38 protein-coding genes are annotated in these 23,520 nt (G+C 66.1%); 10 read left to right on the forward strand and 28 right to left on the reverse strand.

Going from position 1 to position 23,520, the window contains the following annotated elements; translation table 11 throughout:
- Positions 1 to 50 precede the first annotated feature (50 nt).
- The 26 genes from HBE63_RS18005 to HBE63_RS18125 all read right to left on the reverse strand — a co-directional run bounded on the left by HBE63_RS18005 (position 51) and on the right by HBE63_RS18125 (position 11,776).
- Positions 51 to 353 carry a hypothetical protein gene (locus tag HBE63_RS18005; RefSeq protein ID WP_166905955.1) on the reverse strand — a complete coding sequence of 101 codons (303 nt, stop codon included), beginning with the start codon at positions 351 to 353 and terminating at the stop codon, positions 51 to 53.
- Positions 346 to 537 carry a hypothetical protein gene (locus HBE63_RS18010; protein WP_166905956.1) on the reverse strand — a complete coding sequence of 64 codons (192 nt, stop codon included), beginning with the start codon at positions 535 to 537 and terminating at the stop codon, positions 346 to 348. Before HBE63_RS18010 ends, HBE63_RS18005 begins: the two co-directional genes overlap by 8 nt.
- Positions 534 to 2,348, reverse strand: a complete 1,815-nt coding sequence (locus HBE63_RS18015) for a DNA cytosine methyltransferase (protein ID WP_166905957.1) — start codon at positions 2,346 to 2,348, stop codon at positions 534 to 536. The genes HBE63_RS18010 and HBE63_RS18015 overlap by 4 nt, the downstream gene beginning before the upstream one ends.
- Entirely contained in the window at positions 2,345 to 2,569 is a 225-nt protein-coding gene (locus tag HBE63_RS18020; RefSeq protein ID WP_166905958.1) for a hypothetical protein, read from the reverse strand. The genes HBE63_RS18015 and HBE63_RS18020 overlap by 4 nt, the downstream gene beginning before the upstream one ends.
- Entirely contained in the window at positions 2,566 to 2,952 is a 387-nt protein-coding gene (locus tag HBE63_RS18025; RefSeq protein WP_166905959.1) for a hypothetical protein, read from the reverse strand. The genes HBE63_RS18020 and HBE63_RS18025 overlap by 4 nt, the downstream gene beginning before the upstream one ends.
- A 2-nt stretch (positions 2,953 to 2,954) precedes the next feature.
- The gene (locus tag HBE63_RS18030; RefSeq protein WP_166905960.1) at positions 2,955 to 3,197 is read right to left on the reverse strand and encodes a hypothetical protein; all 243 of its coding nucleotides are present in this window, start codon (positions 3,195 to 3,197) and stop codon (positions 2,955 to 2,957) included.
- On the reverse strand, positions 3,197 to 3,580 hold the full coding sequence (locus tag HBE63_RS18035) for a hypothetical protein (RefSeq protein WP_166905961.1): 384 nt from the start codon (positions 3,578 to 3,580) through the stop codon (positions 3,197 to 3,199). Before HBE63_RS18035 ends, HBE63_RS18030 begins: the two co-directional genes overlap by 1 nt.
- Entirely contained in the window at positions 3,577 to 3,846 is a 270-nt protein-coding gene (locus HBE63_RS18040; RefSeq protein WP_166902195.1) for a hypothetical protein, read from the reverse strand. Before HBE63_RS18040 ends, HBE63_RS18035 begins: the two co-directional genes overlap by 4 nt.
- A complete protein-coding gene (locus HBE63_RS18045; protein ID WP_243858127.1) occupies positions 3,843 to 4,469 on the reverse strand; it encodes a hypothetical protein in 627 nt (208 codons plus the stop codon). The genes HBE63_RS18040 and HBE63_RS18045 overlap by 4 nt, the downstream gene beginning before the upstream one ends.
- Complete coding sequence (gene recT, locus HBE63_RS18050) at positions 4,466 to 5,524, reverse strand: recombination protein RecT (RefSeq protein WP_166905962.1); 1,059 nt, start codon at positions 5,522 to 5,524, stop codon at positions 4,466 to 4,468. The genes HBE63_RS18045 and recT overlap by 4 nt, the downstream gene beginning before the upstream one ends.
- Positions 5,525 to 5,529: 5 nt before the next feature.
- Positions 5,530 to 6,543: a YqaJ viral recombinase family protein gene (locus tag HBE63_RS18055; RefSeq protein ID WP_166905963.1), complete on the reverse strand. Its 1,014-nt coding sequence runs from the start codon at positions 6,541 to 6,543 to the stop codon at positions 5,530 to 5,532.
- Positions 6,540 to 6,851: a hypothetical protein gene (locus HBE63_RS18060; RefSeq protein ID WP_166902197.1), complete on the reverse strand. Its 312-nt coding sequence runs from the start codon at positions 6,849 to 6,851 to the stop codon at positions 6,540 to 6,542. Before HBE63_RS18060 ends, HBE63_RS18055 begins: the two co-directional genes overlap by 4 nt.
- Complete coding sequence (locus HBE63_RS18065) at positions 6,848 to 7,126, reverse strand: hypothetical protein (RefSeq protein WP_166905964.1); 279 nt, start codon at positions 7,124 to 7,126, stop codon at positions 6,848 to 6,850. The genes HBE63_RS18060 and HBE63_RS18065 overlap by 4 nt, the downstream gene beginning before the upstream one ends.
- Positions 7,123 to 7,377 carry a hypothetical protein gene (locus HBE63_RS18070; protein ID WP_243858128.1) on the reverse strand — a complete coding sequence of 85 codons (255 nt, stop codon included), beginning with the start codon at positions 7,375 to 7,377 and terminating at the stop codon, positions 7,123 to 7,125. Before HBE63_RS18070 ends, HBE63_RS18065 begins: the two co-directional genes overlap by 4 nt.
- Entirely contained in the window at positions 7,377 to 7,562 is a 186-nt protein-coding gene (locus HBE63_RS31165; RefSeq protein ID WP_208301156.1) for a hypothetical protein, read from the reverse strand. Before HBE63_RS31165 ends, HBE63_RS18070 begins: the two co-directional genes overlap by 1 nt.
- Positions 7,559 to 7,852 (reverse strand): hypothetical protein, encoded by a 294-nt coding sequence (locus HBE63_RS18075; RefSeq protein WP_166905965.1) that lies wholly within the window; start codon positions 7,850 to 7,852, stop codon positions 7,559 to 7,561. The genes HBE63_RS31165 and HBE63_RS18075 overlap by 4 nt, the downstream gene beginning before the upstream one ends.
- Positions 7,849 to 8,073: a hypothetical protein gene (locus tag HBE63_RS18080; protein ID WP_166905966.1), complete on the reverse strand. Its 225-nt coding sequence runs from the start codon at positions 8,071 to 8,073 to the stop codon at positions 7,849 to 7,851. The genes HBE63_RS18075 and HBE63_RS18080 overlap by 4 nt, the downstream gene beginning before the upstream one ends.
- A 2-nt stretch (positions 8,074 to 8,075) precedes the next feature.
- Positions 8,076 to 8,459, reverse strand: coding sequence for a hypothetical protein (locus tag HBE63_RS18085; RefSeq protein ID WP_243858130.1), 384 nt, complete (start codon positions 8,457 to 8,459; stop codon positions 8,076 to 8,078).
- Positions 8,456 to 8,719, reverse strand: coding sequence for a hypothetical protein (locus tag HBE63_RS18090; protein WP_166905967.1), 264 nt, complete (start codon positions 8,717 to 8,719; stop codon positions 8,456 to 8,458). The genes HBE63_RS18085 and HBE63_RS18090 overlap by 4 nt, the downstream gene beginning before the upstream one ends.
- Positions 8,720 to 8,821: 102 nt before the next feature.
- Positions 8,822 to 9,145 (reverse strand): MazG-like family protein, encoded by a 324-nt coding sequence (locus HBE63_RS18095; RefSeq protein ID WP_166905968.1) that lies wholly within the window; start codon positions 9,143 to 9,145, stop codon positions 8,822 to 8,824.
- On the reverse strand, positions 9,142 to 9,783 hold the full coding sequence (locus HBE63_RS18100; protein ID WP_166905969.1) for a hypothetical protein: 642 nt from the start codon (positions 9,781 to 9,783) through the stop codon (positions 9,142 to 9,144). Before HBE63_RS18100 ends, HBE63_RS18095 begins: the two co-directional genes overlap by 4 nt.
- Complete coding sequence (locus HBE63_RS18105; protein ID WP_166905970.1) at positions 9,780 to 10,214, reverse strand: hypothetical protein; 435 nt, start codon at positions 10,212 to 10,214, stop codon at positions 9,780 to 9,782. Before HBE63_RS18105 ends, HBE63_RS18100 begins: the two co-directional genes overlap by 4 nt.
- The gene (locus HBE63_RS18110) at positions 10,214 to 10,423 is read right to left on the reverse strand and encodes a hypothetical protein (RefSeq protein WP_371814775.1); all 210 of its coding nucleotides are present in this window, start codon (positions 10,421 to 10,423) and stop codon (positions 10,214 to 10,216) included. Before HBE63_RS18110 ends, HBE63_RS18105 begins: the two co-directional genes overlap by 1 nt.
- A complete protein-coding gene (locus HBE63_RS18115; RefSeq protein WP_166905971.1) occupies positions 10,420 to 10,695 on the reverse strand; it encodes a hypothetical protein in 276 nt (91 codons plus the stop codon). Before HBE63_RS18115 ends, HBE63_RS18110 begins: the two co-directional genes overlap by 4 nt.
- The gene (locus HBE63_RS18120) at positions 10,692 to 11,504 is read right to left on the reverse strand and encodes a phage antirepressor N-terminal domain-containing protein (RefSeq protein ID WP_166905972.1); all 813 of its coding nucleotides are present in this window, start codon (positions 11,502 to 11,504) and stop codon (positions 10,692 to 10,694) included. Before HBE63_RS18120 ends, HBE63_RS18115 begins: the two co-directional genes overlap by 4 nt.
- Positions 11,504 to 11,776 carry a helix-turn-helix domain-containing protein gene (locus HBE63_RS18125; RefSeq protein ID WP_166905973.1) on the reverse strand — a complete coding sequence of 91 codons (273 nt, stop codon included), beginning with the start codon at positions 11,774 to 11,776 and terminating at the stop codon, positions 11,504 to 11,506. The genes HBE63_RS18120 and HBE63_RS18125 overlap by 1 nt, the downstream gene beginning before the upstream one ends.
- Positions 11,777 to 11,955: 179 nt before the next feature.
- On the opposite strand from HBE63_RS18125, the gene HBE63_RS18130 reads away from it, so the two are divergent.
- On the forward strand, positions 11,956 to 12,726 hold the full coding sequence (locus HBE63_RS18130; protein WP_166905974.1) for a hypothetical protein: 771 nt from the start codon (positions 11,956 to 11,958) through the stop codon (positions 12,724 to 12,726).
- A gap of 450 nt (positions 12,727 to 13,176) precedes the next feature.
- Positions 13,177 to 14,376 (forward strand): tyrosine-type recombinase/integrase, encoded by a 1,200-nt coding sequence (locus tag HBE63_RS18135; protein ID WP_166905975.1) that lies wholly within the window; start codon positions 13,177 to 13,179, stop codon positions 14,374 to 14,376.
- Between the two features lie 76 nt (positions 14,377 to 14,452).
- Here the strand turns inward: HBE63_RS18135 and HBE63_RS18140 are convergent, their stop codons facing one another.
- Entirely contained in the window at positions 14,453 to 14,602 is a 150-nt protein-coding gene (locus HBE63_RS18140; protein WP_003882209.1) for a DUF1059 domain-containing protein, read from the reverse strand.
- A gap of 100 nt (positions 14,603 to 14,702) precedes the next feature.
- A complete protein-coding gene (locus tag HBE63_RS18145; protein ID WP_166905976.1) occupies positions 14,703 to 15,290 on the reverse strand; it encodes an HhH-GPD-type base excision DNA repair protein in 588 nt (195 codons plus the stop codon).
- 98 nt (positions 15,291 to 15,388) lie between these two features.
- On the opposite strand from HBE63_RS18145, the gene HBE63_RS18150 reads away from it, so the two are divergent.
- The 8 genes from HBE63_RS18150 to HBE63_RS18185 all read left to right on the forward strand — a co-directional run bounded on the left by HBE63_RS18150 (position 15,389) and on the right by HBE63_RS18185 (position 23,492).
- Complete coding sequence (locus HBE63_RS18150; RefSeq protein WP_208301157.1) at positions 15,389 to 15,685, forward strand: DUF732 domain-containing protein; 297 nt, start codon at positions 15,389 to 15,391, stop codon at positions 15,683 to 15,685.
- A gap of 48 nt (positions 15,686 to 15,733) precedes the next feature.
- Positions 15,734 to 16,933: a sensor histidine kinase gene (locus HBE63_RS18155; RefSeq protein ID WP_166905978.1), complete on the forward strand. Its 1,200-nt coding sequence runs from the start codon at positions 15,734 to 15,736 to the stop codon at positions 16,931 to 16,933.
- The gene (locus tag HBE63_RS18160; RefSeq protein ID WP_166905979.1) at positions 16,930 to 17,727 is read left to right on the forward strand and encodes a LytTR family DNA-binding domain-containing protein; all 798 of its coding nucleotides are present in this window, start codon (positions 16,930 to 16,932) and stop codon (positions 17,725 to 17,727) included. The genes HBE63_RS18155 and HBE63_RS18160 overlap by 4 nt, the downstream gene beginning before the upstream one ends.
- Entirely contained in the window at positions 17,720 to 18,088 is a 369-nt protein-coding gene (locus HBE63_RS18165) for a hypothetical protein (RefSeq protein ID WP_166905980.1), read from the forward strand. The genes HBE63_RS18160 and HBE63_RS18165 overlap by 8 nt, the downstream gene beginning before the upstream one ends.
- Positions 18,085 to 19,815, forward strand: coding sequence for a cation acetate symporter (locus HBE63_RS18170; RefSeq protein ID WP_166905981.1), 1,731 nt, complete (start codon positions 18,085 to 18,087; stop codon positions 19,813 to 19,815). Before HBE63_RS18165 ends, HBE63_RS18170 begins: the two co-directional genes overlap by 4 nt.
- A gap of 243 nt (positions 19,816 to 20,058) precedes the next feature.
- Positions 20,059 to 20,403, forward strand: coding sequence for a DUF485 domain-containing protein (locus HBE63_RS18175; protein ID WP_166905982.1), 345 nt, complete (start codon positions 20,059 to 20,061; stop codon positions 20,401 to 20,403).
- Positions 20,400 to 22,031: a cation acetate symporter gene (locus HBE63_RS18180; protein ID WP_166905983.1), complete on the forward strand. Its 1,632-nt coding sequence runs from the start codon at positions 20,400 to 20,402 to the stop codon at positions 22,029 to 22,031. Before HBE63_RS18175 ends, HBE63_RS18180 begins: the two co-directional genes overlap by 4 nt.
- Positions 22,032 to 22,166: 135 nt before the next feature.
- Positions 22,167 to 23,492, forward strand: coding sequence for an acyltransferase (locus tag HBE63_RS18185; RefSeq protein WP_166905984.1), 1,326 nt, complete (start codon positions 22,167 to 22,169; stop codon positions 23,490 to 23,492).
- Positions 23,493 to 23,520 lie beyond the last annotated feature (28 nt).

A 23,520-nucleotide genomic window follows, 5' to 3' on the forward strand; every position in this document is an offset into this window, starting at 1 on the left:
TCCAAATTGATCCACGGGTGCGGCGCCGAGTTCGGAACCAACACATGGCTTCAGTGGTCAGCACCGGCGCGCACCCTTGCGACGTGGCGGGCCCAGTCGTCGCCGTCGACCACGACCGTCTGGCATTTGCAGCGCATGTCGACCCCGTTGAAATAGGGGCCCTGATGCGCGGCCAGGACTGCGGCGTCCTGCTGCTCAGCGGCGCGGGCGTGCTCGGCCAGCAGGACGGCGAGTTCGATCACCGGGTGCTGGCTGGCCGGGACCTGTTCGGGCAGGCGGAATGACGCTGCGGCACCAGCCTGCAACCTCGCGGCCAACGCGTCGGCCCGCTCCGCTATCGAGAGTTCAGACATCGGGGTTCCGTTCTTCTCGGGCCATGTCCCGCAACAGATCCGAAACCGGCCGGTCGTATCGCTCCAACATCCGCTCAAGCGAGGAGAGCGTGACTTCCATGCGTTGGGCGATCTGCCAATCCGGAAGCCCAATCGCGTGCATCTCGTCGTAGCGTTCGGTGAACGACAACGTCGTGGCGATCATGCGGCTGCCTCGCCGTGCAAGGCGGCGCGCAGCCGGGCGCTGATCCACTCACCGACCGGTGGGCTGACCGCGTTGCCGTACCCGTCGACCTGGTTACGGGCACTGCCCCAGACGACGAAACTGCCTTGGTAGTCGGCGAAGTCGACGTCGAATCCGCAGCCGCGGCCGATCTCGTGGGCGGCCATCATCCGGAAGTAGCAGTCCTCCAACGTGATCTCTTCGAGCATCGCGCGCCACTGCGCGGTCAGCAGCCCCGTGTTGGCCTGCGAGGTCTGCGCGCCAAGCGGATCAGTCAGCGGGTGCGGTGCCGGGAACTGGCCCGGCGAGGTGCCGTTCTGCTTGAACCACCCAGAGAACAACAGGCCCAAGTGATTACCCGCTCCGACGACCGTCTTCATTGGCCGATCGACTCCGGCCACCCGCCGGTCGACGCCCTCGTTGTACTGGACCATCCCGGCCGCGGTGAGTAGACCAGGGATCTGCTCGGCCGTCACGGTTGGCATCGGTTCCCCATGGCCGGCGGGCAGGGTGTTCTTTCGGTACGGGATCACCCCGGACGACAGCAGCGATAGCGTCTCCGAACCGCCCTGCGTCGGCAGTACCTCGTCCACACCGCGCGGCGCGCCCTGGAAGTTGTTGACCGCCAGCAGCACAGCCTTCTCATGCGTCGAGGTGACGGTGTCCATCGGCTGGGTGATGTGCTTGCCGTCGCCGTTGTGCCGGTGCGCGGCAATAACCGATCCGGTGGACAGGATCGCGGTCTCCTGCTGGCTGGTCTGCGTCGCCAGCGGCTCCCACGGGTGCTTCTCGGCGCCGCGCTGGGCCTTGGCCGGCATGAGCACCGCGGGGAATTCGGCGAACCGCTGGCGGCACCGCTCGGCCCGGGCCATGGTGGCCACGGCCAGAGGCTTCTTCCGGTCGCCAATGCGAGTGCCCAGGTTCGACAAGTCGAGGCAGTCCAGCGAAGGCGCCGCCGGCGGGATCACGACACACCTGCAACGCTCGCACCGGTACTCGTACTGCTTGCCGTAGCGCACCGACCCGGTGGGCGGCACCCCGGTCTTCCACGTCCACCGGGCCTCAACGACCTTGTCGCACAGGCTGCACCACGACGGCGGCCGGTGATCCAGGTCCGGTGTCGGAATCTTGGCGTCCCAGAACGCGATGTACAGCCGATCCCTGGACTGAGGCACCCCGAAGAACATCGAATTCAAGTACAGGACACGGCATTTGTAGCCGAGCGACTCGAACTGCTGGAGCCACCACCGGTAGGTCGAACCGTCGCCCACCTTCGCCTTGCCGGGCAGGGCCGGGCCCCACGAGCTGAGCTCAGTGGTGCACTCAATGAGAATCAGCCGCGGGTGATGCTGCGCGGCGTAGTGCAGCACACAGTTCGCCGTGGCGCGGTCACGCTCCGACCGGGTGACCCGCTCATCGAACTCAGGGTCGTCCAGATCGAACAGCGACAGGCCCTGCGCGTACGCCTTCTGTGTGTTGGCCTGGGAGTGGTTGACGCAGGACACCCCAGCGCACAGCAGATCAGCGGCCGGCAGGTCGCGGGCCGAGTGGTAGTCCGACGCTTCCTTGTTGACCAGGTCGGCAATCCAGTGCTCGGCCTCCGGGTGGTTGGCCTCGTGGACCTCGACCTTGTAGCGGTTGTGGTTGGCCGCCATGATCGTCTCAAACCCAGCCCGTTTGATCCCGGTGGTCAGTCCTCCGAATCCGGAGAACAGGTCGACGGCGACCAGGGAATCGTGCCGGAACCGACGCGGCTGCACCGCAGGCCTGTGCTCGGCGACAGCCGCGGTCATGCGCCGGCCTCATCGATCGCGCGGATGGTGGCGCACGGAAAGTTCCAGTGGCAGCAGACGCAGCCGCCCGCTCCGTTCGCCCGATGTAGTTCACGGATCTTGTTGAGCGCCTGGGTTTGCCGTTCCGCGAGCTGCTTGGTGGCCAGGATCTTGTCGCACTCGGACAAGAACCCGGTCACACCGGCATGCTCGATCGCATCCAGGGTGTCGAAGCCGCTCACGATGCCACCTCGAACTCGTGGTCCTCGTGGTCGGCGCACACCAGGTGGTCATCGGACTCGTAGGCGCGATCGGCTCGGCATACCTCGCACTTCTGGCACTCCTCGCACAACAGCTCGGCGAGTTCGGTTTCCGGGTATCCGGTGCAGGTCGTGCGGCCGGTCGGCACGTAGCGGGCGAACCATCCGGCGTCGGTGACCTGTTCGATTGGGGTGCCCGGGTCTCCGTAGGCAGTGAAGTCGCCGTAGTCGTCGCAGATGTGCCCGCACGTAGTGCAGCGCGCCTGGTAGTAGGTGACCTCGTGCACCGGCGCGAACTTCGGCGCCTTCGTGTCGATCGCTGGCGCCTCACCCATCGGCTCGTCGCCGTCCTCGGTTGCGTTCATCGTCACACTCCACTTGCTTGGGATTCAACGGATTTGACTCGGTCCAGCTCGCCGGCCCAGGTTTGCGCCGAGTCGAGCGTGGCGAATGCCTTGCCCTGGAATGGGATCGCCAGCATCGTGAGACCGTCGTGGCCGCGGCCCTGCAGGATCCACTCGGGCCCGACGCGCTGCACGCTGTACTCACCCTTGGCGCCGACCGACACGAGGGTGCCGATCATGTGTTCGTGGCTCGACCAATTCAGCATCAGCACGACTCCGCCCTATGCCCGTGCCTCTGCCCGGTGATCAGGGCCAGGAGGTCATCGACGGTCATGTGGGCCCAGTACTCGCCGGGGTTGGTGGTGCCGCGGCGTTTGGCCACCACCACCCCGACCAGTGCGCCGTCGTTGTTGGCTTCGGTGTGGGCCTCGCGGGTCCAGCCGGGAACATCGGGGCGGGCGCAGTCCTTGACCTCGATCACGACGCGCTGGCCGTGCGCCCGAACGTTGGCGATGTCGCCGCAGTCCTTCGCGCCGGTCTTCACCCTGCGGTCGATCCGGTCATCGTCGAGGGCCTGGGCGAGGTAGTCGGCCACCGCACGCTCGGTGCGGGAACCGGCTGCCCTTGCGCTCACGCGAGAACGGGTCACAGCATGTCTCCTGTCGCCGTGCGGGTTTCGATGTGCGGCCCGTGGATGCGGGCGCGGAGGATGTCGAGCTGGTCGCCGTCCGGGTGCTCGTAGTCGTCGTCGAGCAGGCCGGGCCACCACGGGGATTGGGCGAGGCGGGCGTGGATCTCGGCCAGCCGCAGCTTGAAAGCGACGTGAGGCAGCTTCGGCGCCACCTGCGGGTCGGCCTGCTCCAACTCGGCCAACAGCCGATCAGCCGCGGCATAGTGCTCGCTCGGGGTCCTCACTTCGCCCCGCCCATCACCGCGTCCCACTGCGCCCGCACCCACCGGACGTCACCCATCGCGGTGTGGCGCGGGAACTTGGTGGGATCGACACCGACCGCGGCTGACAGCAGATCCGAGGACAACGGCAGGGTCGTCAATCGGTCGATCTGGTCGCGTGGCGCGCCGTCCTCGTGCCGAACCGATCGCAGGTACCCGAACACGACGTTCTCCACGTCAATCAGGTGGTAATGCCATGGATCCAAAATCCCCCGCGGAGCGAGCAACTGGCGGCTGATTCGCTCTGTGTCGAAGTTCGGCACCGCGCCCACGATGAGCGGTCGGCCACCGAGGAATGAGGCGATGGAATGCGCCGCGCCCTGCCGGCTGAAGGCGTTCCCCTCGTCGAACCGTTCCCGGTAGTCGGCGGCCATGTCGGGCACCTGCTCCTCGAACGGCTCGATCCAGCCGTCGGGGTCGTGCTGGATGAACAGGTGTAATTCCTCTTCGATCCACGGGTCGTCACCGAACATCGACGGTTCGTCGGGATCGTTCATCCGCCGGCGGATCGCCGCGAACTCCCAGATCGGGGCATCCAGGTCGAGGCCCAGAGTTTCGGTGTCCATGAACACGATGTCGGTGGTCACTCGGCGGGCCCGTCGAACAGCGAAATGACCGCGACCGCCTCGTCATATGTCACATCCGCCTGGCGCGTCGCCTTCACCCCGGCCGCGTCACCCAGGTAGGAGAACCACTCGGTGTCGGAGTCGTACTTCTCGGCTTTCTGGATCTGCGCCAGGCGGGTGAGCTGCGCCTTCGTAGCCATGCGGACCTCGGTCGACTGGCCGTCAACGACCTGCTCGTAGTCAGCGGGCGGCGCAGCCGATTCCGCCGGCGACTCGTCCACCTCGCCCTCGATGTAATCGGGGGTCTTCTCGATCGCCGACGGCGATAAGTCCAGGCGCACACCCTCGTCCTGCGCGATCGCGTGCTGCGCCTCCGTCGACTTCGGCAGCAGCTTCATCAGCTTGCGCACCATCGTCTTGTGCGCCATCGCCTCGAAGTGATCGACCCACGGACCGAACACCTTGCCGTCACGGTTCTTCGCCGTGGCGTGCCTGTCCCGGTAATCCTCCATGTCGGCCACCGTCATCGGGTCGGTCATCGAGTAGCCGCCGTCGACGGTGCGGCCCACCGCATAGAACAGGACGGGCTTCCCACGGGGCCCGTCGATGCACGGCCTGTGAATCCACTTGTCCTCGGCGGCACCGTATTCGACCTCGAAGTAGTCGTTCGAGTAGACAGTGCGTGCATGGATGGAGGCGATGCGGCCGGAGCGGTGCGCCAGCTCGACATACCCCTGGTAGCCGATCACCAACTGGGCCTTCTGGCCGCGGGTCTTGGAGTCCCAGAACGGCAGCAGGTACGCCTGGCCCAACGCGCCGACACCAGGCCTGAGCCCGAGCTGGGCGCAGGTCATCAGCGACCCGAGCACCGACTTGGGTTCACACTCGGCGAGTTTCGGATTCACCGACAAGCAGGTCAGTGCGTCCCGGATCAACTGGGTGGCCTCGACACCGCGGGGCATGGCCAGCTGAAACTGCTGCTCCATCTTCTGGATCTGCCGCTGCAGCGACTCATCTTCACCGCTGCCCTGCTGCGCGACGGACTGGCGGGCACGGGTGGCCAAATCTCTTGCCATGAGGGTTACTTGCCTTTCGGGATGTAGATGGATGTGGACTGAAAACGGCGGTACAACTCGGGGTCCTCGGCCTTGAGGCGGTCCTTGTCGATCACCTCGACCTTGTGCAGCCAGGGCGCGTCGTCCTCTTCGTCGCGGAACGCCTTCTCGCGGAAGATGCCCCGCCGGAGCGCGACGAGCTTTCGACCAGACGCGTCGGCCAGCGCATCGGACCCCTGGAGCAGATCAGCCAGCACGTTGACGGCCTGCGACTTCTCCGACTTGGCTGACTTCTCGGCGTCCAACGCGGCCCGGTAGTCGGCGATGGCAGCCTCAACCTGGGGTAGGTGTTCGTCGTCGAGCACCTCGACCTCGTCATACCGGCGCGGCCAGCGCGCGGCGATCGCCTCGGCCGTCGCGTCCGACCCGTCGATCGGCGGCGCCTTATCCGGAACGATGTACGTGTCCCAAAGGTGCTGCTCAGCCTGGTTGATCGTGGCGATCAGTTCGTCGTCGCGTGGCACGTACTCCCACCGCAACCGGTTCCCGCCGACCAGGCCGGCGACGTACGCGCCGTCAGCGCCGGTGACCGCCATGCCGTGCTGGACCTGCAGCTCCGCGTGGTCCGGGACCTCGCCGTCCTCCCAATCGTGAGCGAGCCAGGCAGACGCGTTCTTGATCTCAACCAGGGCGTTCTGCGCCAGGATCAGACCGTCGGGGTTGTAGAGCTGCCATGGCCGCTCCAGTGATCGCAGCGTTGGGCATTCGACGATCTCGACGTTGAGGCGGCGGGCCAGCTCGGCACGGATGACCGGCTCCAGCAGGGTGCCCCACATCATCACCTCGGTCTCGTCGTCCGGCCGGGACTTGCCGGTCTTGTCGGCCCACACGGAGAACGCGGATCCGTACTTGCCTAGGCCCAGGACGGCGGAGCAATCAGACGAGCCGATGCCGGTGCGGCGCAACTCAAGCCACTCGTCGCGGTCTTTGTAGTGGCCGGCCAGTTCGGCGTGCTCGGCCCAGAACGGTGCGATGGTCACCAGCGGCTCATTTCGTCGAGCGCGTCCGTCCGGTCACCACACAGTCCGACCGCTGCGCGGGGAGCCTCGATGGCCTGGGCGCGGTCCGTTTCGGTCATGTCGTTGACGGCGCGCCTCCACTCGTCTGCTTCGTGCTGATACACGGGTGTCCTCCAAGTTGGTTCGGGTTGGACGCGGAAACCCCACGCCAGCCAGGTGAGAGCCGCCAGAATCGCTGTGGCGGCGAGCAGCTCGGCCGGCCCGGTGAACAGGGCTCCGACCGCGGCACCGGTGAAAACCCAAGCGGCCCAATACAGTGCGCTGGTCATGACGCGACGCCCGTCAGTCGGCGACCAACCCGCGTCTCCGTGATGGACTCCACGCGCGCCCACAGCGTGCTGGTCGACGTGTCAGGGTCCAGCCACGCGGCCAGGCACATGGTCACCTGCGCGGCTTTCGCCGGATGCTGCTGCGCCAGCGCCACCAGCTCCGAGTAGAGGCGGGCGGGGTCCTCGTCGCGGATCTTCTCCGCCATCCCGAGTGCGATCTCGGCGACCCTGTCCAGGTTGGAATCTGGGACCAGATCGACCACCGCGCGGCTCACCGGGCACCGCCCATCAGATCCTCGGTGGAGTAGACCAGCGGAGCGAGCGCGTCGAGGACCAGGCGCATTCCGTGCTCGACCTCGGCGTCTTCGTCCAGCGCGCCTGTGCACAGCTCCTGGTGCAGTTCGCGGATCGGCTTCAACGCCTCACGGGCAGCGGTCCGAGCCACCCGTCCACGCGATGCCTGATTCATGCCATCAGTGGTCAACCCAAGCGCCCGTTGCGCGGCGTCGATTACGGGATCGGCCATCATGCACCGCCGATCCACCGGGCGGGGACGACCGGGCCAACGATCGCCGCGACGCGTGCGTCGAACTCCAGTCGCCCGTACACCTCACCGAGCGGAACGGTGCGGGGGTGCCTGCTCGGCTGCACGGCACCGAGGTCAGCGACGCGGCGGCTGAACCTGTTGGCGCGGTGCCTGCCCCGCCTCATTCGTCACCGCCCGGCACCACTGGCCCGTTGGCGTCGTGCACGGTGAGGTTCTTCGCCCCGGTGTCGACGCCCTGCAGCCGTTCGCGGACCTCAGCGCGCACCTGCTCCATCGCGGCCGGATCGCCGGTCAGGTGGCCGCACAGCTTGTCTGCGAGCCGGTCGGCCGCCTCGTCGCTGTAGCCGAGAAGGAATTTCGACGTCGAGGCGACACCGCTGTTGAACCCGTCAAGCCAGATCATGATCAGGACACTGGAATCCAGTCGTTGCACGACCGCCTTTTTCGGGCTCATTCGGCACCGCCTGATACGAGGCGCAGGCCACGCTCACCGCGATGCTGGGCAGCGGCCCGAGCGGCCTGGCGGGCGTCGTGCGGGCACCACACCAGACGGGGCCGGTGCGGTGCCGGGAGCTCGTCGCACAACGCCTCCATCAACTCGCACGCCTCTTCAACCAGGCGGGAGTCGCCCGTCAACAGCAGTGAGATCGCCCGCGTTACACGCGTATCCGTCATCGTCACCGGATCACATCCGATCCCGTTGGCAGCCAACCCGGCTCATCCGGCAACACGTTGCCGTCGTTGACCGGATAGACCTCCTTGGCCTGCAGCGTCTCTTCGCGGTAATAGCCCTGCGAGCAGCTGCTGTAATAGGTGCCGAACGAGCAGTAGCCGCGCACCCATCCCGCTGGTGTCCACACCACCCGGGCACGCATCCATGAACCGTCCGCGAGGCGCGGCGTATCGCAGATGGTGCGGCGTTGCGAGCCGAGGAAACCCCACCGGATCGTTTCGCAGCCCACACCCGGGTCGGCCTTCGCCTCAGTGGCCCACAGGGTTCCAGTGCCTGCCAGGACCGCCCCGGCGGCCATCGCGGCGAGCAGCCGCTTGATGGAGATCATCGGGTCACCGCCGCAACGTGATAGGCGGCGATCGCCTGCACCGCGTACGCAGCTTCAGCGTGGGTGGGGACGAAGAACGGCGCCAGATAGTGCTGGCCGATCTGCCGGTACGCCTCACCCGCCGGGGAGACCATCCAATGCCCGTCGTCACCCATCGGGGTGGCGGACACGATGACCGTGTCTCCGAACGTGGCGCGGATCAGCGGTTTCGGCCTGTCCTCACACTCCAACAGGGTCTCGATCCGGGGTTGAGCTAACATCAGGGTTGACACTGGGTTTCCTCTCTGCGGGGTGTTACTGGTGTCGTGGCCCGCCCCGGCGCACACCGGGCGCGGGCCGCTTACTTTTTGGTGATGTGGGATTCAACTCCCGAGCACCCCTGCGCCCGGAGTTGCGTTGATCCGCTGCTGCACAAACCGGATGCGCTGCTGCAGCGAAAGCATCGGCACACGGCCAAACATCCGTATCGCCACCAACGCACTGAGCGCGACGTCGGCTAGTTCATCGACCACATCAGATTGCTGCGCGCACTTACCTTTACGCGGATTCATGCCGCTGTAATTCAGGTATATCTGTGCGGCTTCCCCGGCCTCCTCGGACACCTTCATGATCTGCGCCCACAAAGGGGTGTTGTGGCTGTCGATCCAGTCGGTTATCTCTGCAATCGCCTCATTGGTAGTGGTCATTCCTCAACACCACCCAGGTAGTTATCCAGCTCGTTTGCGCAGTTCCGGTATGCGTTTCGCACCGAGTTCGGTTGGGCTTCGTCAGCGGCGATCTGATACCACCGCTCCATGAACACCTCTAGTGGCGTGGGGGATTCACCCGCAACCACCGGAGGCACGGGAATGAGCTCGGCAGCGGCTTCGTCCTGGCACTGAACGCACCTGAAGTCGAACGGGCCAAAAGAGCCGGCATAGAAGCCGTGAGCGCAGGTTGGTTGCCCGGGGGGTGCCGACTGGGGAATGTCGGATGCACCCCCCGGGCCTTCATCACCCACCGTTGGCGCGGTTACGGGTGACGGGTCTGCCGCTGCGCTGACGGCGGCAGAGTCTTCAGGGCGGAACCGCCGCCGCATCTCGGCGAAGTAGTCGGCCCACATCGTTGATAACAGGCCCTCGTCCGCTTCGGCTTCGTCGCAGATGTCCTCAGCTTCGAGGGGGCACTGGGAATTCGGGCATGTGCACGAACCATCTATGCCCGCGGTGTCGAGGTAGTCGCCCGCCTCCCGCTCCGAGAACCCTGTGCGCTGCTCACGGATCGCATCCGAGACCGCGTCGATCAAATCGGCTGTGCCACGCAGAATGTTGGCCAGATCGCTCACCGAGTCACCGCCTGGCCCAGGTACGGCTCAACCGGGCGAGCGGCCAACTGTTCCTTCAGCAGCACGACCTCATCGCGCGCCGAATTCCGCTCGTCGGTGACCACCTCGACCTCGTCGCGCAACTCATCGACCCGCACCACCAGCTCGTCCCGCTCGTCGCGGATCCGGTCCTGATCCGACAGCAGATGCTCGAACTCGCGGGACATGGCCGCGTTCGCCTCGCACGCCGTCCTGAGCAGCGGGCCCAAGTTCCCGTGCTCGGCCAGAACGTCGTTCAGCTCCTCACGCGTCGCCTGCAACTCAGCCATCGCCTCGTCGTAGGTCAGTGGCATCGGCCAGTGCTCCGGCGACATACCCACGCGGCGCTGCGCAGGCCCAGTGAAGGCGCGGTCATGCGCGTCGACCGCCGCGGACAGATCAGTCGTGGACATCAGGCGCCCACCTCCGCCAGCTCACGGGGGGTTGACGTCGGCAGACCCGCAATGAAAGTCGCGATCTGCTCATCGGTGGAGAACCGCCGCGTCCCGATCAATTTGGACTCCAGAGCCCCGGACGCCCACAGCGCGAACACCTTCGCGCGGCTGATACCACCGAGCTTGGATGCCGTCGACTGCCAGTTGTTCAACCAGTTGTCGCTCATGCCGGCCTCACCCGGAACTCGGACGGGAATGCCCTGATGTGCGCACCAAGTGCGTTGTGCAGCTTCACGACCTCGGACGAGTCCAACGTGAACGGCCCGATCTCAACGGCAGGCCCGGACACAGCCGACAGGACCGAGCGCACCGGGATCGACACACACTGGTCGGTCCGGTCGTCGTGGGGCTCCAAGATGGTGGGCTGATCCACCACCTGGCGGAAGTCGTCGAACTCGCCGGTGCGATCAACCAACGGAAAGCGATGCAGTGTCCTCACGCGTCGCCGCCTTGCACCAGTCGCAATGCGGAATCAGCAACGACGTTGGCGTAGTGCTTGGCCCAAACCGAGTCGAACAATGGGCGGTCAGACTCGGTGTAGGCGTACACCTTGCGGACGGTGCCGTTCGGGAGCGTCTGGTGATGCTGTTCCGGTGCGCGGTCGTGCTCCACGATGTACCGGGCCTTGAGACGCCGGCCGAACCCGGACGCCTTCGCCTCGATGAGTGACCGCTGCAGGCCCTTGCTGGCGAGGTAGTCCGAGACGTACAGCGGCACGTCGGCCGGCTCAATCTCCGGAGCTTCACCGAGGGCGCGGGCCAGGACGATTCGCGCCTTGGACTCCAGGTGCTTCGGGTCGATCAGACCCTTGGCGAGTTGCAGGACCTCGATTTGGCCGCGAGCTTGCCGGGTGAGTCGGTCGAGCTGGTCCTCGGTGGCGCGCGGGTTGATCGCGCCGCCCTCGTTGAAATAGGCGTCGAGCGCGTCGGCGGCTTCGGCTTGGAAGGCGATCAGCACGGGGCGCGCGTCGGACGAGACCCGATTCTCGTCGATTCCGCCGAGCCACATCGTGAAGGTGCGGCGGTCGATCATTGTCATTTCGCGCGGCTTGCCGTCCTCGGCAACCGACACCTCCTGGGTGACGGTTGCCCAAGACCGAGCATTCAGCTTGCGGCGCTGCGAGTCCGTCGCAAGTCCGATCGCCTCGCAGGCATGGCGCAGGGAGACAATCTCGCGGCCGCTGACGCGCGCCGCCATGACCTTGCGGTCTGTTCCGGGGATTGCGATCTGAACAAGTTCGGCGGTCATCAGGCCACCCGCTCCCGTGACGACTTCAACGGTTCGGGCTGCCACACGTTCAGCGACGACAGTCCGAGCGCCTTGGCCCAGGCGGTCATAAGCGGGTTGCTGGCCCGCTTGTAGCCGAGTTCGACGTTTCGGATGGTGTCGGGGTGGACACCGTCGACTCCGTTTTCGGCGATTCGATCGATGAGTTGGTTCACGCTGAGTCCGTGCGCTTCGCGGAGATCCCGGATTCGAATCTGCGGACCGATTGGCCTGGCGCTGTCTTTATCGGGCATGGCGCTAACTGTAGCGACAGGTTCGGACAGGAGCAAGCATTTGGCGCTAGATCTGTCGATTTCTGTCCATTGACCTGCGGAATGACAGACATGTCATTACATGTCGGAACCGCTACCAAGCGCTAGACCTGTCAAACTGTCGCTAGACCTGTCACACCCTGTTGCGCAACACTGTTCCCATGACCGCAGAAGAGTGGGAACGGCTCGCTGATTTCGTGTCCGCACGAATAGACGAGCTCGACGTAACACAGGCGCAGATACAGCAGCGCGGAGGACCCAGCCCGGCCAAGGTCCGTGAAGTCACCTCACGCAGGGCAACGGCGATGAGCCCAAGTAAGCGACGTGATCTAGAACGCGCGCTCGAATGGGCGCCACGGAGTATCGATGACGTACTTGCCGGCGGTGATCCAACGCCGATGCAGCGCCCCACCGTTGCCGCCGAGGCTGAACCACCTCCAGCTATGGACCTCAGTCGCGGAGTAATCGACGATCTGATCAACACCGTTGGCCGGACCCGGGAATCGCCGCCGATCGACAGGGCCACGGAGATCTTCCGTGTGATCGCCAAGTCGGTGAACATCACCCGGAACACGTTGGTCCACGAGACCGGCGCCTCCGGCCGGGCGAATGCCATCAACTCGATATATGCAGCGACTAACGCGATCCCCTATATGCGGGACGCACTCGAAGAGATCAGAGGAGAAAGCCATGACGTGGAAACTGCGCCGGAATCGGATGCACAAACGGAAGGCCAGCAAGGCCAGGAGGCTGGCGTCGACGAAGCCGCTGATGCGGAGTCAGCCAGGCCGGCCGGAGACCACCACCCGCCATCAGGCACCGAGTCGCCGACGAAGCCGCGGCGACGAGACGCATCCCAGATTCAGGACCGGATTCCGAGATCGGCGAAGGCTGGTAAGCGTGGCAAGGACACGACGGGCTTCGATCAATGACCACTCAGTCGGGGGCATCACGTCCATCTCGGCGTGGATCAAATCGAATGTGGCACTTAGCTCGTCGTCGTCCATCAAGGTTTCCCCTCTTGTCCTGCTCAACTGCTGTGAGGAGGAGAGTAGATGGTTGCGCCGACAAACTTTTGACGACCCAGCAAATTACAGATGTGTCATTTGACCTGCACAAACAGTGAATGCTGGCTACTTAGAAACCCGTTACCCAACAGCCAACCTTCCCGAGTTAGCGGTGCCTTAAAACTGCGGGGGGGGGGCGTCTTTTGCGTAGTTGTTTTTCAAACGAACCCGCGGTGCAGGTATGTTTCGCCGCTTCGACCTGATCGATCGCGACACCCCACTACTGCACGCACCGCCAGTCAGAACACGCGTTGCCAGGTAGTCCACTGGCGAAATCTCAGCCGCGAAACTGAAAACATACTGAGGGAGAAACCGATGCCCCGTCAACGGCTCGCGCCGGGCGAGCACGGCAAGATCACCACGACCCGCAAGGACAGCACTTGGTATGCCACAACCTATGTGCGGCTGCACACCGGGAAGCTGCGCGAGCGAGAGGCCTCCTCAGGGAAGTCGGCAGAGGACGCGCGCCGCACCTTGTTGCGGCGGATCAAGACCGAGCTGGAATCCAACGCGCCGGCCGGGGTCATCGGGAACCGGACCACACTGTCCGAACTGTTCGAGGTGTGGATCGCAGCGAAGATCACCGAGGACGGGCTGAAGCCTCAGACCGAGGCCCAGTATCAGAGGGCGTGGCGGCTGCATGGAAGTGCGCAGCTCGGCGAGCTGCGGATCTCAGAGCTGACGACTAGCCGCGCGGACGCTCACCTCAAGGCATTGCCGGCGGGACCATCGACGCAGCTACGGACCGTGCTGGCCGGCATGTTCAGCCTGGCCGCCCGGTTCGACGTGGTGCGGCATAGCCCGATCGCTGAGGCCCGGGCCACGGCGGCAGAAAAGAAACCTGCCCGATCGTTGACCTCGGCAGAACTGGACCGAGTGCGTGAGGCGGTCAGGGTGTATTGCGAACTGAGTCCAGCTCGGGGCAAGCGCGCGGCGGGAGCGGGACGTCAGAAAGGCCCGATGTTGCGTGCGTTCGTGGAGTTGCTCGCCGCGACGGGTGTCCGCCCGGGTGAGGTGTTGGCTATCCAGTGGCCGGAGGTGGATCTGCTGGGTGACCCGCCGACGGTAACTGTGTCGGGGACGCTGCTCGATCACGGTGCGATTCCGGGCAAGCCCCTGCATCGGCAGGACTCACGGAAGAAGGATGCGCCGTCGCACACGGTGATCTTGCCGAAGTTCAGCGTCGAGGTGTTGACGGAGCTGTTCGGCCGGACGGGCAGTGTGGAGGATGGGCCGGTGTTGGCCAGTTCGTCTGGCGGCTGGGTGTCGCTGTCGAGCATCTCGAAGCAGCTTCGGGCGGCGCTCAAGCCGCACCCTGATCTTGCGTGGGTGACGCCGCACTCGTTCCGGCGGTCGGTAGCCACGGTGGTTCGCGACGGCCTCGGTATCGAGGCGGCACAAGCGCAGTTGTCGCACAGCCAACTGTCGACGACGGAACACCACTATGCGCAGCGGAGAACGATGGGACCCGACGCCCGGGCGGTCCTCGACAAGTGGGCAGGTCAACCAGGGTGATGTCTCAATTTACGGGGAAAATACGGGATTGGGCCGCCGAAGCGGCCCAATCGATCACATTTCCCCAGGTCAGAGACTAGTAGGCCATGAAGAGGATCATTTCCCGGTCGTACTCGCGCCCGGGGTGCTGCTGGGCCAGATGAGCCTGGGCCTTCTCAACAAGGTCGTCCTCATCGGTGCCGCTGATCGCTTCGCCGCACGGGCAGTTCAGATGTGTCTTCGCCATATGTTCACCATCGCATAGGACATCCGGGATTCAACCCCGAGTCTGCGCACAGATCGGAATTTCGCGCCTGAACGCGATCTCACCGCAGCGTCGATGCGGATCAGCTCTTGGCGACCTTGGCTTCTTTGGCTGCAGCCTTCATCTGTTTCTTGTACGTGCGCACCTTCTGCAACGACCCGGGATCGACCACGTCAGCCACCGACATGAAGCTGCCGGCAGTGCCGTAATCCCCCGCAGCCTCCCGCCAGCCCGCAGGCGCCACGCCGTACTGCTTGCCCAACAGCGCCAAGAAGATCCGGGCCTTCTGGTCACCGAACCCGGGCAGCCGCTTGAGCCGGCGCAACACCTCTTTGCCATCGGGGTCGCCACCGGTCCACAGCGCCGTCACGTCGCCGTCGTACTCGTCGACGATGGCGCGCGCGAGGTCCTGCACCCGCTTGCCCATCGACCCCGGAAACCGGTGAATGGCAGGGGTTTGCGATACCAGCGCGATGAAGTTGTCCGGGTTGTAGTCGGCGATCTCGCGAGCGTCGACGTCACCGAGACGGTCGGCGATCTTCTTGGGGCCGCCGAACGCGACCTCCATCGGAATCTGCTGATCCAACAACATGCCCACAAGAAGCGCGAACGGGTTGGACTCCAGCAGGGCGTCGGCCTCCGGATCTTGGACTAGCTGCAGTTTCGCCACGTCGCCAGTTTAGGACTAGACCCGTTTTTGACGTCTGTGTCGGCACAGTGTGCGAATGTGTACGCGATAACCGGTGAATATGCCCATAGGAGTTGGACATGAGACGCGTCGTTGCACCTCTTCTTGCAGCGGTGGTTACCGCGATCGCCTTGGCCGCCACGGCCAACGCCATCCCCGACCAGGGCACGCCGGAATTCGACAACTACATGCAGGGCCTGGACCGCAACGGATTCCACTTGAATCCCGACACCGCGTGGCGCGTCGCCCACCAGGCGTGTATGGGCGGCATCCCGGGATACATCGGATTGGAACTGGCTGCGCAAGGCGTTTTCGGCCCCGGCTCTGAGCAGCGGGTCTACGACGTGGCCAGGAAGTACGCCTGCCCCGTTCAGTAGGTGAGCTAGCTGCGGTTTCGCCGCACAGCAATCTAAAGTTGCCGCACGATGTCCGGTGAGGTTGCAGTCGCGCTGGCCCTTGCGCTGATCTTGGCGGCGGTCGCCGCCGTCGTCGTGGTGCGCACGCGACGGGTGGTGGCCACGCCCACCGAACGCGCCGTGCACACCGCGCTGCACACCGCGGCGCAGGCGGCCCGCGCGCTGCGCCAGGGGCTGGACACCGAATCCGCTCAGACCGCCGCGCCGTATCTACGCGAGTTGACCGGTACCGCGGGTTTGGCCCTGTTCGACGACGACGCGGTACTGCTGGCCCGCGACCACGACGATGAGGCCATCTGGCAGTCCGGGACCGTCGAGGCCTGTGCCGACACGGCGCGGGAGTCGATCAGCGCAGGCCGCCGCGTCTTGCGCACCGCACGGTCGACAGCTGTCGTGGCCCAGCCGCTGCTGACCGAGGGCGGCGAGGTACTCGGCGCGCTGGTGGTGCTGACCCCGGCCGGCCCCGGCCCGGGCATGCTCGGTGCGGTCGGCGAGGTGGCCCGCTACGCCGCCAGCCAGATCGAGCTCGCCGAACTCGACGCGTCACGCGCCCGGCTGGACCGAGCCGAGGTGCTGGCGCTGCGGGCCCAGATCAGCCCGCACTTCATCTACAACGCGCTCAACACGATTGCCTCGTTCGTCCGCACCGACCCGGACCGGGCCCGCGAACTGGTCCTGGAATTCGCCGATTTCACCCGCTACTCGTTCCGCGCGGCCGGGCAGTACACGACGCTCGCGGACGAACTGCGCAACATCGACCGCTACCTGACCCTGGAACGGGCCCGTTTCGGTACCAATCTGCGGGTGCGGCTTCAGGTGGCCCCCGAGGTGCTCAATGTCGTGGTGCCGTTCCTGGCCCTGCAACCCCTGGTGGAGAACGCGGTGCGGCACGGACTGGCCGACAACGGCGGCGGATCGGTGGAGATCGTCGCCCGCGACGCGGGCACCGAGTGCGTGATCACCGTCGAAGACGACGGCGCGGGCATGGATCCCGACACGCTGCGCGCCGGCCACGGCGACGCGCTGGCCGACCGCACCGGTGAATCCGCCCATGTCGGGCTGACAAATGTGGACCATCGTCTGCGCGCGGCATTCGGCAACGATTACGGTCTTGTGGTCGAGACAGCGGTCGGTGCGGGCACCAAAGTGGTGATGCGCGTGCCGAAGTTCCGATCAGGGGTCCGAGCCGGCGGAGGTGCGTTGGGGTGAGCTCCAACCTGACCGTGCTCGCCGTCGACGACGAGGCACCCGCACTCGACGAGCTGGCCTACCTGCTGGGACGGCACCCCGACGTCAGCGAGGTGCACACGGCGTCCGACGCCACCTCGGCACTGCGCGAACTCAACCAGCACACGATCGACGCGGTGTTCCTCGACATCAACATGCCCGGCCTGTCCGGCATCGAATTGGCCGGTGTGCTGGCCAATTACGCGACCCGGCCCGCCGTGGTGTTCGTGACCGCCCACGAGGACAAGGCGGTGGCGGCCTTCGACGTCGGCGCCGTCGACTATCTGCTGAAGCCGATCCGGCAAAACCGCCTGGACGAGGCCGTGCGCCGCGTTGCGGCGGCCGCACCGACGGCCTCGGCCGAGCCGGCCGGCGCGGCTGAGGCCGAGGACCAGGACTGGAATGTGGTCCCCGCCGAACTGGGCGGCATCACCCACCTGGTGCCCCGCGACAGTATCGGCTGGGTCGAAGCCGAGGGTGACTACGCGCGGCTGCACTCGGTCACCGGTGCCCACCTGGTGCGAATCCCGTTGAGCACCTTGGAGGCCCGCTGGCGTGACCACGGGTTCCAGCGCATCCACCGGTCGTACCTGGTGTCACTGCGGCAGGTCACCGGGCTGCGCACGGCGGACGGCGCAACGCTGGTCCGCTTGCGCGCCAACGGAACCTCCCCCGCCGTGGAACTTCCGGTGAGCCGACGCCAGGCCCGTGAATTGCGCGACCGTCTGGTCCGCGATCCGATGCGTTCCCTCAAACCGGCGGGCAGCGATGAGTGAACGACCTCAACGCCAGCGGGTGGTGCTGGCCCACCGCCGCGGTACCCGCATGGTCCGCACCCGCATCGAGGTGGCCGAACAGACACAGGTGGGCGACGCGCTGGTACGCGGTCTCGTGCGCACCCAGTTGGGACTCGCCTTGCGACTGGCCGCGGTGGTGATCACGGTCGTGGTCGCACTCGTGCTGCTCAATGCCGCCGTGCCGGATCTGGCCGCGCTGACGGTGTTCGGGATCCGGCTCAACTGGTTGATCCTGGCCGGCCTGCTCTACCCGCTGTTGTACGGCGTGGGACGGCTGTATGTGCGGCTGGCCGAGCAGGGCGAGCGGGACTTCGTCCGGGTCGTCGACAGCGAACCATGACCGGCGCACCGCTGACCGCCGCCGCACTGCTGGCCGCCGTGGTGGCCACCATCGCCATCGGGGCCTACGGAGTCCGGTTGTCGCGCACCACCTCCGACTTCCTGGTGGCCTCGCGCAGCGTCGGCCCGCAGTGGAATGCCGCCGCGATCTCCGGTGAATACCTCTCCGCTGCCTCATTTCTCGGGGTGGCCGGGTTGATCGCGAAGTACGGCGCCGACGCCCTGTGGTATCCGGTCGGATTCACCGCGGGCTATCTGGGCGTGCTGTTGTTCGTGGCCGCACCGCTGCGGCGTTCGGGGGCCTACACCGTCCCCGACTTCGCCGAGTTCCGGCTCGGCTCGGCCCGTCTGCGCAAGGTGGCGATGCTCGTCGTCGTGGTGATCTGCCTGTTTTATCTGGCCCCGCAGTATCAGGGGGCCGGGCTCGCCCTGAAAACGCTTCTGGGCGTTCCCGTCTGGATCGGGCCGCTGCTGGTCGCCTCGATCGTCATCATCAATGTGGTGGCCGGCGGCATGCGGTCGATCACGTTCGTGCAGGCCTTCCAGTACTGGCTCAAGCTCACCGCCATCGCAGTCCCCGCCCTGGCGCTTCTCGGGTTGTTCATCAGTGACCGCGGCGAATTGGGCGGTCCGCTGCCACCCACCGTGCAACAGCAGACCACCGTGCAGATCGACACCGCCGTCATGGTCCAGGTGATCGACCCGGCCGGCATCACCGTGTCCGGCGATCTGGACGGCCGCCACGTCGAGTCCGCCCGGATCGACGCACCCGGACAACACACCCTCGGCGCGGGCACCACGCTGACGCTGGAGGCCGGCGCCGCCACGCCCGTGGTGGCCGGCACCCCGGGCACCGGCAGTGAGTGGATCGCCTCGGGCGGAGGCCTGGGGGGCGAACATCCGCTCTATCAGGTGTTGTCCATCATCGTCGCGACGTTTCTGGGCACGATGGGCCTGCCGCACGTCCTGGTCCGCTTTTACACCAACCCCGACGGACGCGCCGCCCGGCGCACCGCGCTGGCGGTGGTGGCACTGCTGTCGGTGTTCTACTTCTTCCCAATCCTGCTCGGGGTGTTCTCCCGGTTGTACGTCCCGCAGTTACTCATCACCGGAACTGCCGACGCTGCAGTACTTTTGGCTCCGGGCGCGGCCGTCGGTGGAATCGGCGGCCAACTGCTGGCGGCACTGGTGGCCGCCGGGGCGATCGCGGCCTTTTTGGCCACCTCGTCGGGGCTGCTGATCAGCGTCGCCGGCGCCCTGGCCACCGACGTGCTACGCGGCCGCGTGCGCGATTTCCGGATCGCCGCGGTGGTCGGCGGGGTGATCCCGATTCCGTTGTCGCTGATGGTGTCCGGGCTCGAGTTGTCCCGCAGTGTCGGATTGGCCTTCGCCGTTGCGGCGTCCACGCTGTGCCCATTGCTGGTGCTCGGGATCTGGTGGCGCGGACTGACGGTTGTCGGCGCGGCCTGCGGGCTGGTGGTGGGCGGGTGTGTGTGCGGCGGCGCGGTGCTCGTGGCGATCAGCGGCGGAGTCGACGACGGAGTGCTCGGCGGATGGCCCGCGGTGATGGTGGGCTACCCAGCGGCGGTCAGCGTGCCCATCGCCTTCCTCACGATGATCGTCATCAGCTTGTTCACCCGGCCCACTCCCGGCGTCGCGCAGATCTTCGCGCGCATGCACGTGCCGGAACGCCTGGGCCTGGGCGTCGAGCGGGTCCCCGCCGGCTGACCCCGCTGCCCGACAACCCCTCGGCGAGCAGACGCGGAGGTACCCGAAAACGGCGCCTGCGGGGTACCGCAGCGTCTGCTCGCCGGAGAAACGTGGGACACCGCTCAACGGATGCAGCCGACCGTTCAGCGCAGCGACCGCCGAATTCGGCGTATCGGCGCCGATACGCGTCGCATGTGACCCACCTCTCAATTAGGTTCAGTGCCCAACCCGCACGCACAGCCAACTGTCAGGAGCCCTCGGGTGACCGAAACCGACCTTCCCGAGAGGGTTGCCCCCACCGGGGAGCAGTTCCTCGCCATGCAGGCAAGCCCTGAATTCCAGGAACTGCGTACGCGCCTGCGCCGCTTCGTCTTTCCGATGACCGCGTTCTTCCTGGTCTGGTACGCCCTGTACGTCGCCCTGGGCGCATTCGCCCACGACTTCATGGCCATCCGGGTGTTCGGCAACGTCAATGTCGGCCTGCTGATCGGGCTGGGCCAGTTCCTCACCACGTTCCTCATCACCGGACTGTATGTGCGCTTCGCGAACCGCGAACTCGACCCGCGCGCCACCGCCATCCGCGAAGAACTGGAAGGCGCCTGGTGACCACCACCTACCTCGCCGCCGAGACCGTCGGCAATCCCGCCGCCAACATCGGTATCTTCAGCCTCTTCGTCGTCGTCACGATGATCGTGGTGATCAAGGCCAGCAAGCGCAACGCCACCGCCGACGAGTTCTTCACCGGCGGCCGCGGTTTCTCCGGCCCGCAGAACGGCATCGCCATCGCCGGTGACTACCTGTCGGCGGCCAGCTTCCTGGGCATCGCCGGGGCCATCGCGGTCTACGGCTACGACGGCTTCCTCTACTCGATCGGCTTCCTGGTGGCCTGGCTGGTGGCCCTGCTGCTGGTGGCCGAATTGCTGCGCAACACAGGCAAATTCACCATGGCCGACGTGCTGAGCTTCCGACTCAAGCAGCGGCCCGTTCGCCTGGCCGCGGCCATCTCGACGTTGACGGTGTCACTGTTCTACCTGCTGGCTCAGATGGCCGGGGCCGGCGGCCTGGTCGCGCTGCTGCTCGACGTCAACAGTCGGACCGGGCAGTCGATCGTGATCGCCGCCGTCGGCATCCTGATGATCGTCTACGTCCTGGTCGGCGGGATGAAGGGCACCACCTGGGTACAGATCATCAAGGCGGTCCTGCTGATCGTCGGCGCCGCCCTGATGACGGTGATGGTGCTGAGCAAGTTCGGGCTGAACTTCTCCGAGATCCTCGGCTCGGCGCAATCGGCCATCTCCCAGGCCACCACCAAGGGCGTCTCGAGCCGCGACGTGCTGGCGCCGGGCGCACAGTACGGCGGATCGCTCACCTCGCAGATCAACTTCATCTCACTGGCGCTGGCGTTGGTGCTCGGCACCGCTGGCCTGCCGCATGTGCTGATGCGCTTCTACACCGTGCCCACCGCCAAAGAGGCGCGGCGGTCGGTGGTCTGGGCGATCGCACTGATCGGCGCCTTCTACCTGTTCACTTTGGTGCTCGGGTACGGCGCAGCCGCACTGGTCGGCCCGGACCGGATCCTCGGCGCGGCCGGCGGCGTGAACTCCGCGGCCCCACTGCTGGCGTTCGAACTGGGCGGGGTGATCCTGCTCGGGGTCATCTCGGCGGTGGCGTTCGCGACCATCCTGGCGGTGGTGGCCGGTCTGACCATCACGGCCTCGGCCTCGTTCGCCCACGACATCTATGCCTCAGTGCTCAAGTCCCACAAGGTGACCGAGCAGGAGCAGGTCCGGGTCTCGCGCATCACCGCGGTGGTGCTGGGTGTCTTCGCGATCGGGCTGGGCATCCTGGCCAACGGCCAGAACGTCGCATTCCTGGTGGCTCTGGCCTTCGCGGTAGCGGCCGCGGCCAACCTGCCGACCATCGTGTACTCGCTGTACTGGAAGCGGTTCAACACCCGCGGTGCGCTGTGGAGCATGTACGGCGGGCTGATCTCGACCATCGTGCTGATCGTGTTCTCCCCCGCCGTGTCGGGATCCACGACCGCGATGATCCCCGGTGCGGATTTCGACTTCTTCCCGCTGGCCAATCCGGGCATCGTGTCCATTCCGCTGGCCTTCGCGCTCGGCATCATCGGCACGCTCACCTCGTCCGACACCGGCGACCCGGAGCTCAACGCCGAGATGGAAGTGCGGTCGCTGACCGGGGTGGGTGCCGAGAAGGCGGTCAGCCACTAGACACCACTTCGCCGAAACGGCATTCCGGCAGAAAAGCTGCGAGTAGCGGCCTGCTGGAATGCCGTTTCGGCGGAATACGAAGTTGAGTGCTTCTACCTAGGGACTACGCAGCCGAAGGGCCATAGCGTTCTAGCCATGACCGTTGCTGCTGACCCAGCTTCCAAGACAGCCCCCGCGAAAGCCGGGCTATTCCCCTCCCCTGCAGAGGTCGAGGCGCAGACGCCGCCCGACCGGGACCGTGCCATCGACGTCATCCGGATCGTCTCGCTCGTCGGTGTGGTGTTCGGCCACACCGTGATGGCCACCAGCACGATCCGCGACGACGTGTTCATCTGGAGCAACCTGCTCACCGCGTCTGTCGTCTTCCAGGCGCTGACCTGGGTGTTCCAGATCATGCCGTTGTTCTTCTTTGCCGGCGTAGCCGCCTCTGTGCAGTCCTGGAAACCCGGCTCGTCGTGGGGCGGTTGGCTGCTGCGACGCTGCACCCGGCTCTACCGCCCGGTGTTCTACTACCTGGCCTTCTGGACCGTCACCCTGGCGGTGTTGCGGTTCGTCCTGCCGGAGCATGTCTACGAGCCCATCGCCGGGATCTCCATCCAGCTGCTGTGGTTCCTGGGCGCCTACGTCCTGGTGTTGGCGGCGGTGCCGCTGCTAGCCCGCATCACCACGACCGCGCAGATGGCCGGCACGATCATCGGCACCTACACGTTCATCGCCGTCATCGACGTAGTCCGCATCAACTTGGATGGCTACGCCTCGCTCGGCTACCTCAACACCGTGGTGTGGGTGGTCCCCGGCGTATTCGGTGTCGCCTACCGACGGAACCTGCTGTCCAGCGGCGCCGCGCTCAAGATCGGGATCGGCATGCTCGGGGTCAACCTGGCCTTGCTCTACTTCGGCCCCTACGAGCTGAGCCTGGTCGGCATCGAGACCCAGCACCTGAAGAACATGACGCCGCCGTCACTGCTGCTGGCCGGCCACGCAATCATGATGTGCGCGTTTGCGATTGCGGCCGCGCCCGCCATCAACCGGTGGGCGCAGCGGCCGCGGGTGTGGTGGCTGACGGCGATCGGGAACTCCGGTGCGATGACGCTGTACCTCTGGCACATGCCGCTGCTGCTGGGCCTGCACCTGGTGTTCGACTACGTCGGCTTGGACCGCTACGACCCGTCCGCCCCCGGATTCCTGGCCCTGTCGGTGCTGCAGTTGGCGTTGATGGCTGGATTGGTCGCGATGGCGTTCGTCGCGCTGCGGCCGCTGGAGAACTCACCGCTGCCGCTGTGGGACGGGGGCGCGGTGGCCGGCACCGGCATCCGCAGCGCCGCGGTCGGCTGGCTGCTGTGCCTGGCCGGTGCGGCGACGCTGACCTCGGTCGCTTGGGGCCTGAAGGATCAGGGTGTGTACTGCGTGGCGGTCATGCTGGCCGCCCTCGTCGCGGCCCGCGCGCTGGCCCGCGACTGACACATCGAAACTGCGCACAGATCGCGAA

Source organism: Mycobacterium sp. DL440, from assembly GCF_011745145.1.
Lineage (GTDB): Bacteria > Actinomycetota > Actinomycetes > Mycobacteriales > Mycobacteriaceae > Mycobacterium.

What these genes read in the sequence shown, in the direction of transcription:
- recT (WP_166905962.1), bottom strand. Translation starts at nt 5,524, where the DNA reads ATGGCAAGAGATTTGGCCACCCGTGCCCGCCAGTCCGTCGCGCAGCAG.
- HBE63_RS18155 (WP_166905978.1), top strand. Translation starts at nt 15,734, where the DNA reads ATGTCCGGTGAGGTTGCAGTCGCGCTGGCCCTTGCGCTGATCTTGGCG.
- HBE63_RS18150 (WP_208301157.1), top strand. Translation starts at nt 15,389, where the DNA reads ATGAGACGCGTCGTTGCACCTCTTCTTGCAGCGGTGGTTACCGCGATC.
- HBE63_RS18140 (WP_003882209.1), bottom strand. Translation starts at nt 14,602, where the DNA reads ATGGCGAAGACACATCTGAACTGCCCGTGCGGCGAAGCGATCAGCGGC.
- HBE63_RS18165 (WP_166905980.1), top strand. Translation starts at nt 17,720, where the DNA reads ATGAGTGAACGACCTCAACGCCAGCGGGTGGTGCTGGCCCACCGCCGC.
- HBE63_RS18075 (WP_166905965.1), bottom strand. Translation starts at nt 7,852, where the DNA reads ATGAGCCCGAAAAAGGCGGTCGTGCAACGACTGGATTCCAGTGTCCTG.
- HBE63_RS18080 (WP_166905966.1), bottom strand. Translation starts at nt 8,073, where the DNA reads ATGACGGATACGCGTGTAACGCGGGCGATCTCACTGCTGTTGACGGGC.
- HBE63_RS18095 (WP_166905968.1), bottom strand. Translation starts at nt 9,145, where the DNA reads ATGACCACTACCAATGAGGCGATTGCAGAGATAACCGACTGGATCGAC.
- HBE63_RS18010 (WP_166905956.1), bottom strand. Translation starts at nt 537, where the DNA reads ATGATCGCCACGACGTTGTCGTTCACCGAACGCTACGACGAGATGCAC.
- HBE63_RS18005 (WP_166905955.1), bottom strand. Translation starts at nt 353, where the DNA reads ATGTCTGAACTCTCGATAGCGGAGCGGGCCGACGCGTTGGCCGCGAGG.
- HBE63_RS18105 (WP_166905970.1), bottom strand. Translation starts at nt 10,214, where the DNA reads ATGTCCACGACTGATCTGTCCGCGGCGGTCGACGCGCATGACCGCGCC.
- HBE63_RS18025 (WP_166905959.1), bottom strand. Translation starts at nt 2,952, where the DNA reads ATGAACGCAACCGAGGACGGCGACGAGCCGATGGGTGAGGCGCCAGCG.
- HBE63_RS18130 (WP_166905974.1), top strand. Translation starts at nt 11,956, where the DNA reads ATGACCGCAGAAGAGTGGGAACGGCTCGCTGATTTCGTGTCCGCACGA.
- HBE63_RS18015 (WP_166905957.1), bottom strand. Translation starts at nt 2,348, where the DNA reads ATGACCGCGGCTGTCGCCGAGCACAGGCCTGCGGTGCAGCCGCGTCGG.
- HBE63_RS18185 (WP_166905984.1), top strand. Translation starts at nt 22,167, where the DNA reads ATGACCGTTGCTGCTGACCCAGCTTCCAAGACAGCCCCCGCGAAAGCC.
- HBE63_RS18110 (WP_371814775.1), bottom strand. Translation starts at nt 10,423, where the DNA reads ATGAGCGACAACTGGTTGAACAACTGGCAGTCGACGGCATCCAAGCTC.
- HBE63_RS18030 (WP_166905960.1), bottom strand. Translation starts at nt 3,197, where the DNA reads ATGCTGAATTGGTCGAGCCACGAACACATGATCGGCACCCTCGTGTCG.
- HBE63_RS18135 (WP_166905975.1), top strand. Translation starts at nt 13,177, where the DNA reads ATGCCCCGTCAACGGCTCGCGCCGGGCGAGCACGGCAAGATCACCACG.
- HBE63_RS18085 (WP_243858130.1), bottom strand. Translation starts at nt 8,459, where the DNA reads ATGATCTCCATCAAGCGGCTGCTCGCCGCGATGGCCGCCGGGGCGGTC.
- HBE63_RS18170 (WP_166905981.1), top strand. Translation starts at nt 18,085, where the DNA reads ATGACCGGCGCACCGCTGACCGCCGCCGCACTGCTGGCCGCCGTGGTG.
- HBE63_RS18120 (WP_166905972.1), bottom strand. Translation starts at nt 11,504, where the DNA reads ATGACCGCCGAACTTGTTCAGATCGCAATCCCCGGAACAGACCGCAAG.
- HBE63_RS18060 (WP_166902197.1), bottom strand. Translation starts at nt 6,851, where the DNA reads ATGACCAGCGCACTGTATTGGGCCGCTTGGGTTTTCACCGGTGCCGCG.
- HBE63_RS18125 (WP_166905973.1), bottom strand. Translation starts at nt 11,776, where the DNA reads ATGCCCGATAAAGACAGCGCCAGGCCAATCGGTCCGCAGATTCGAATC.
- HBE63_RS18070 (WP_243858128.1), bottom strand. Translation starts at nt 7,377, where the DNA reads ATGGCCGATCCCGTAATCGACGCCGCGCAACGGGCGCTTGGGTTGACC.
- HBE63_RS18090 (WP_166905967.1), bottom strand. Translation starts at nt 8,719, where the DNA reads ATGTTAGCTCAACCCCGGATCGAGACCCTGTTGGAGTGTGAGGACAGG.
- HBE63_RS31165 (WP_208301156.1), bottom strand. Translation starts at nt 7,562, where the DNA reads ATGAGGCGGGGCAGGCACCGCGCCAACAGGTTCAGCCGCCGCGTCGCT.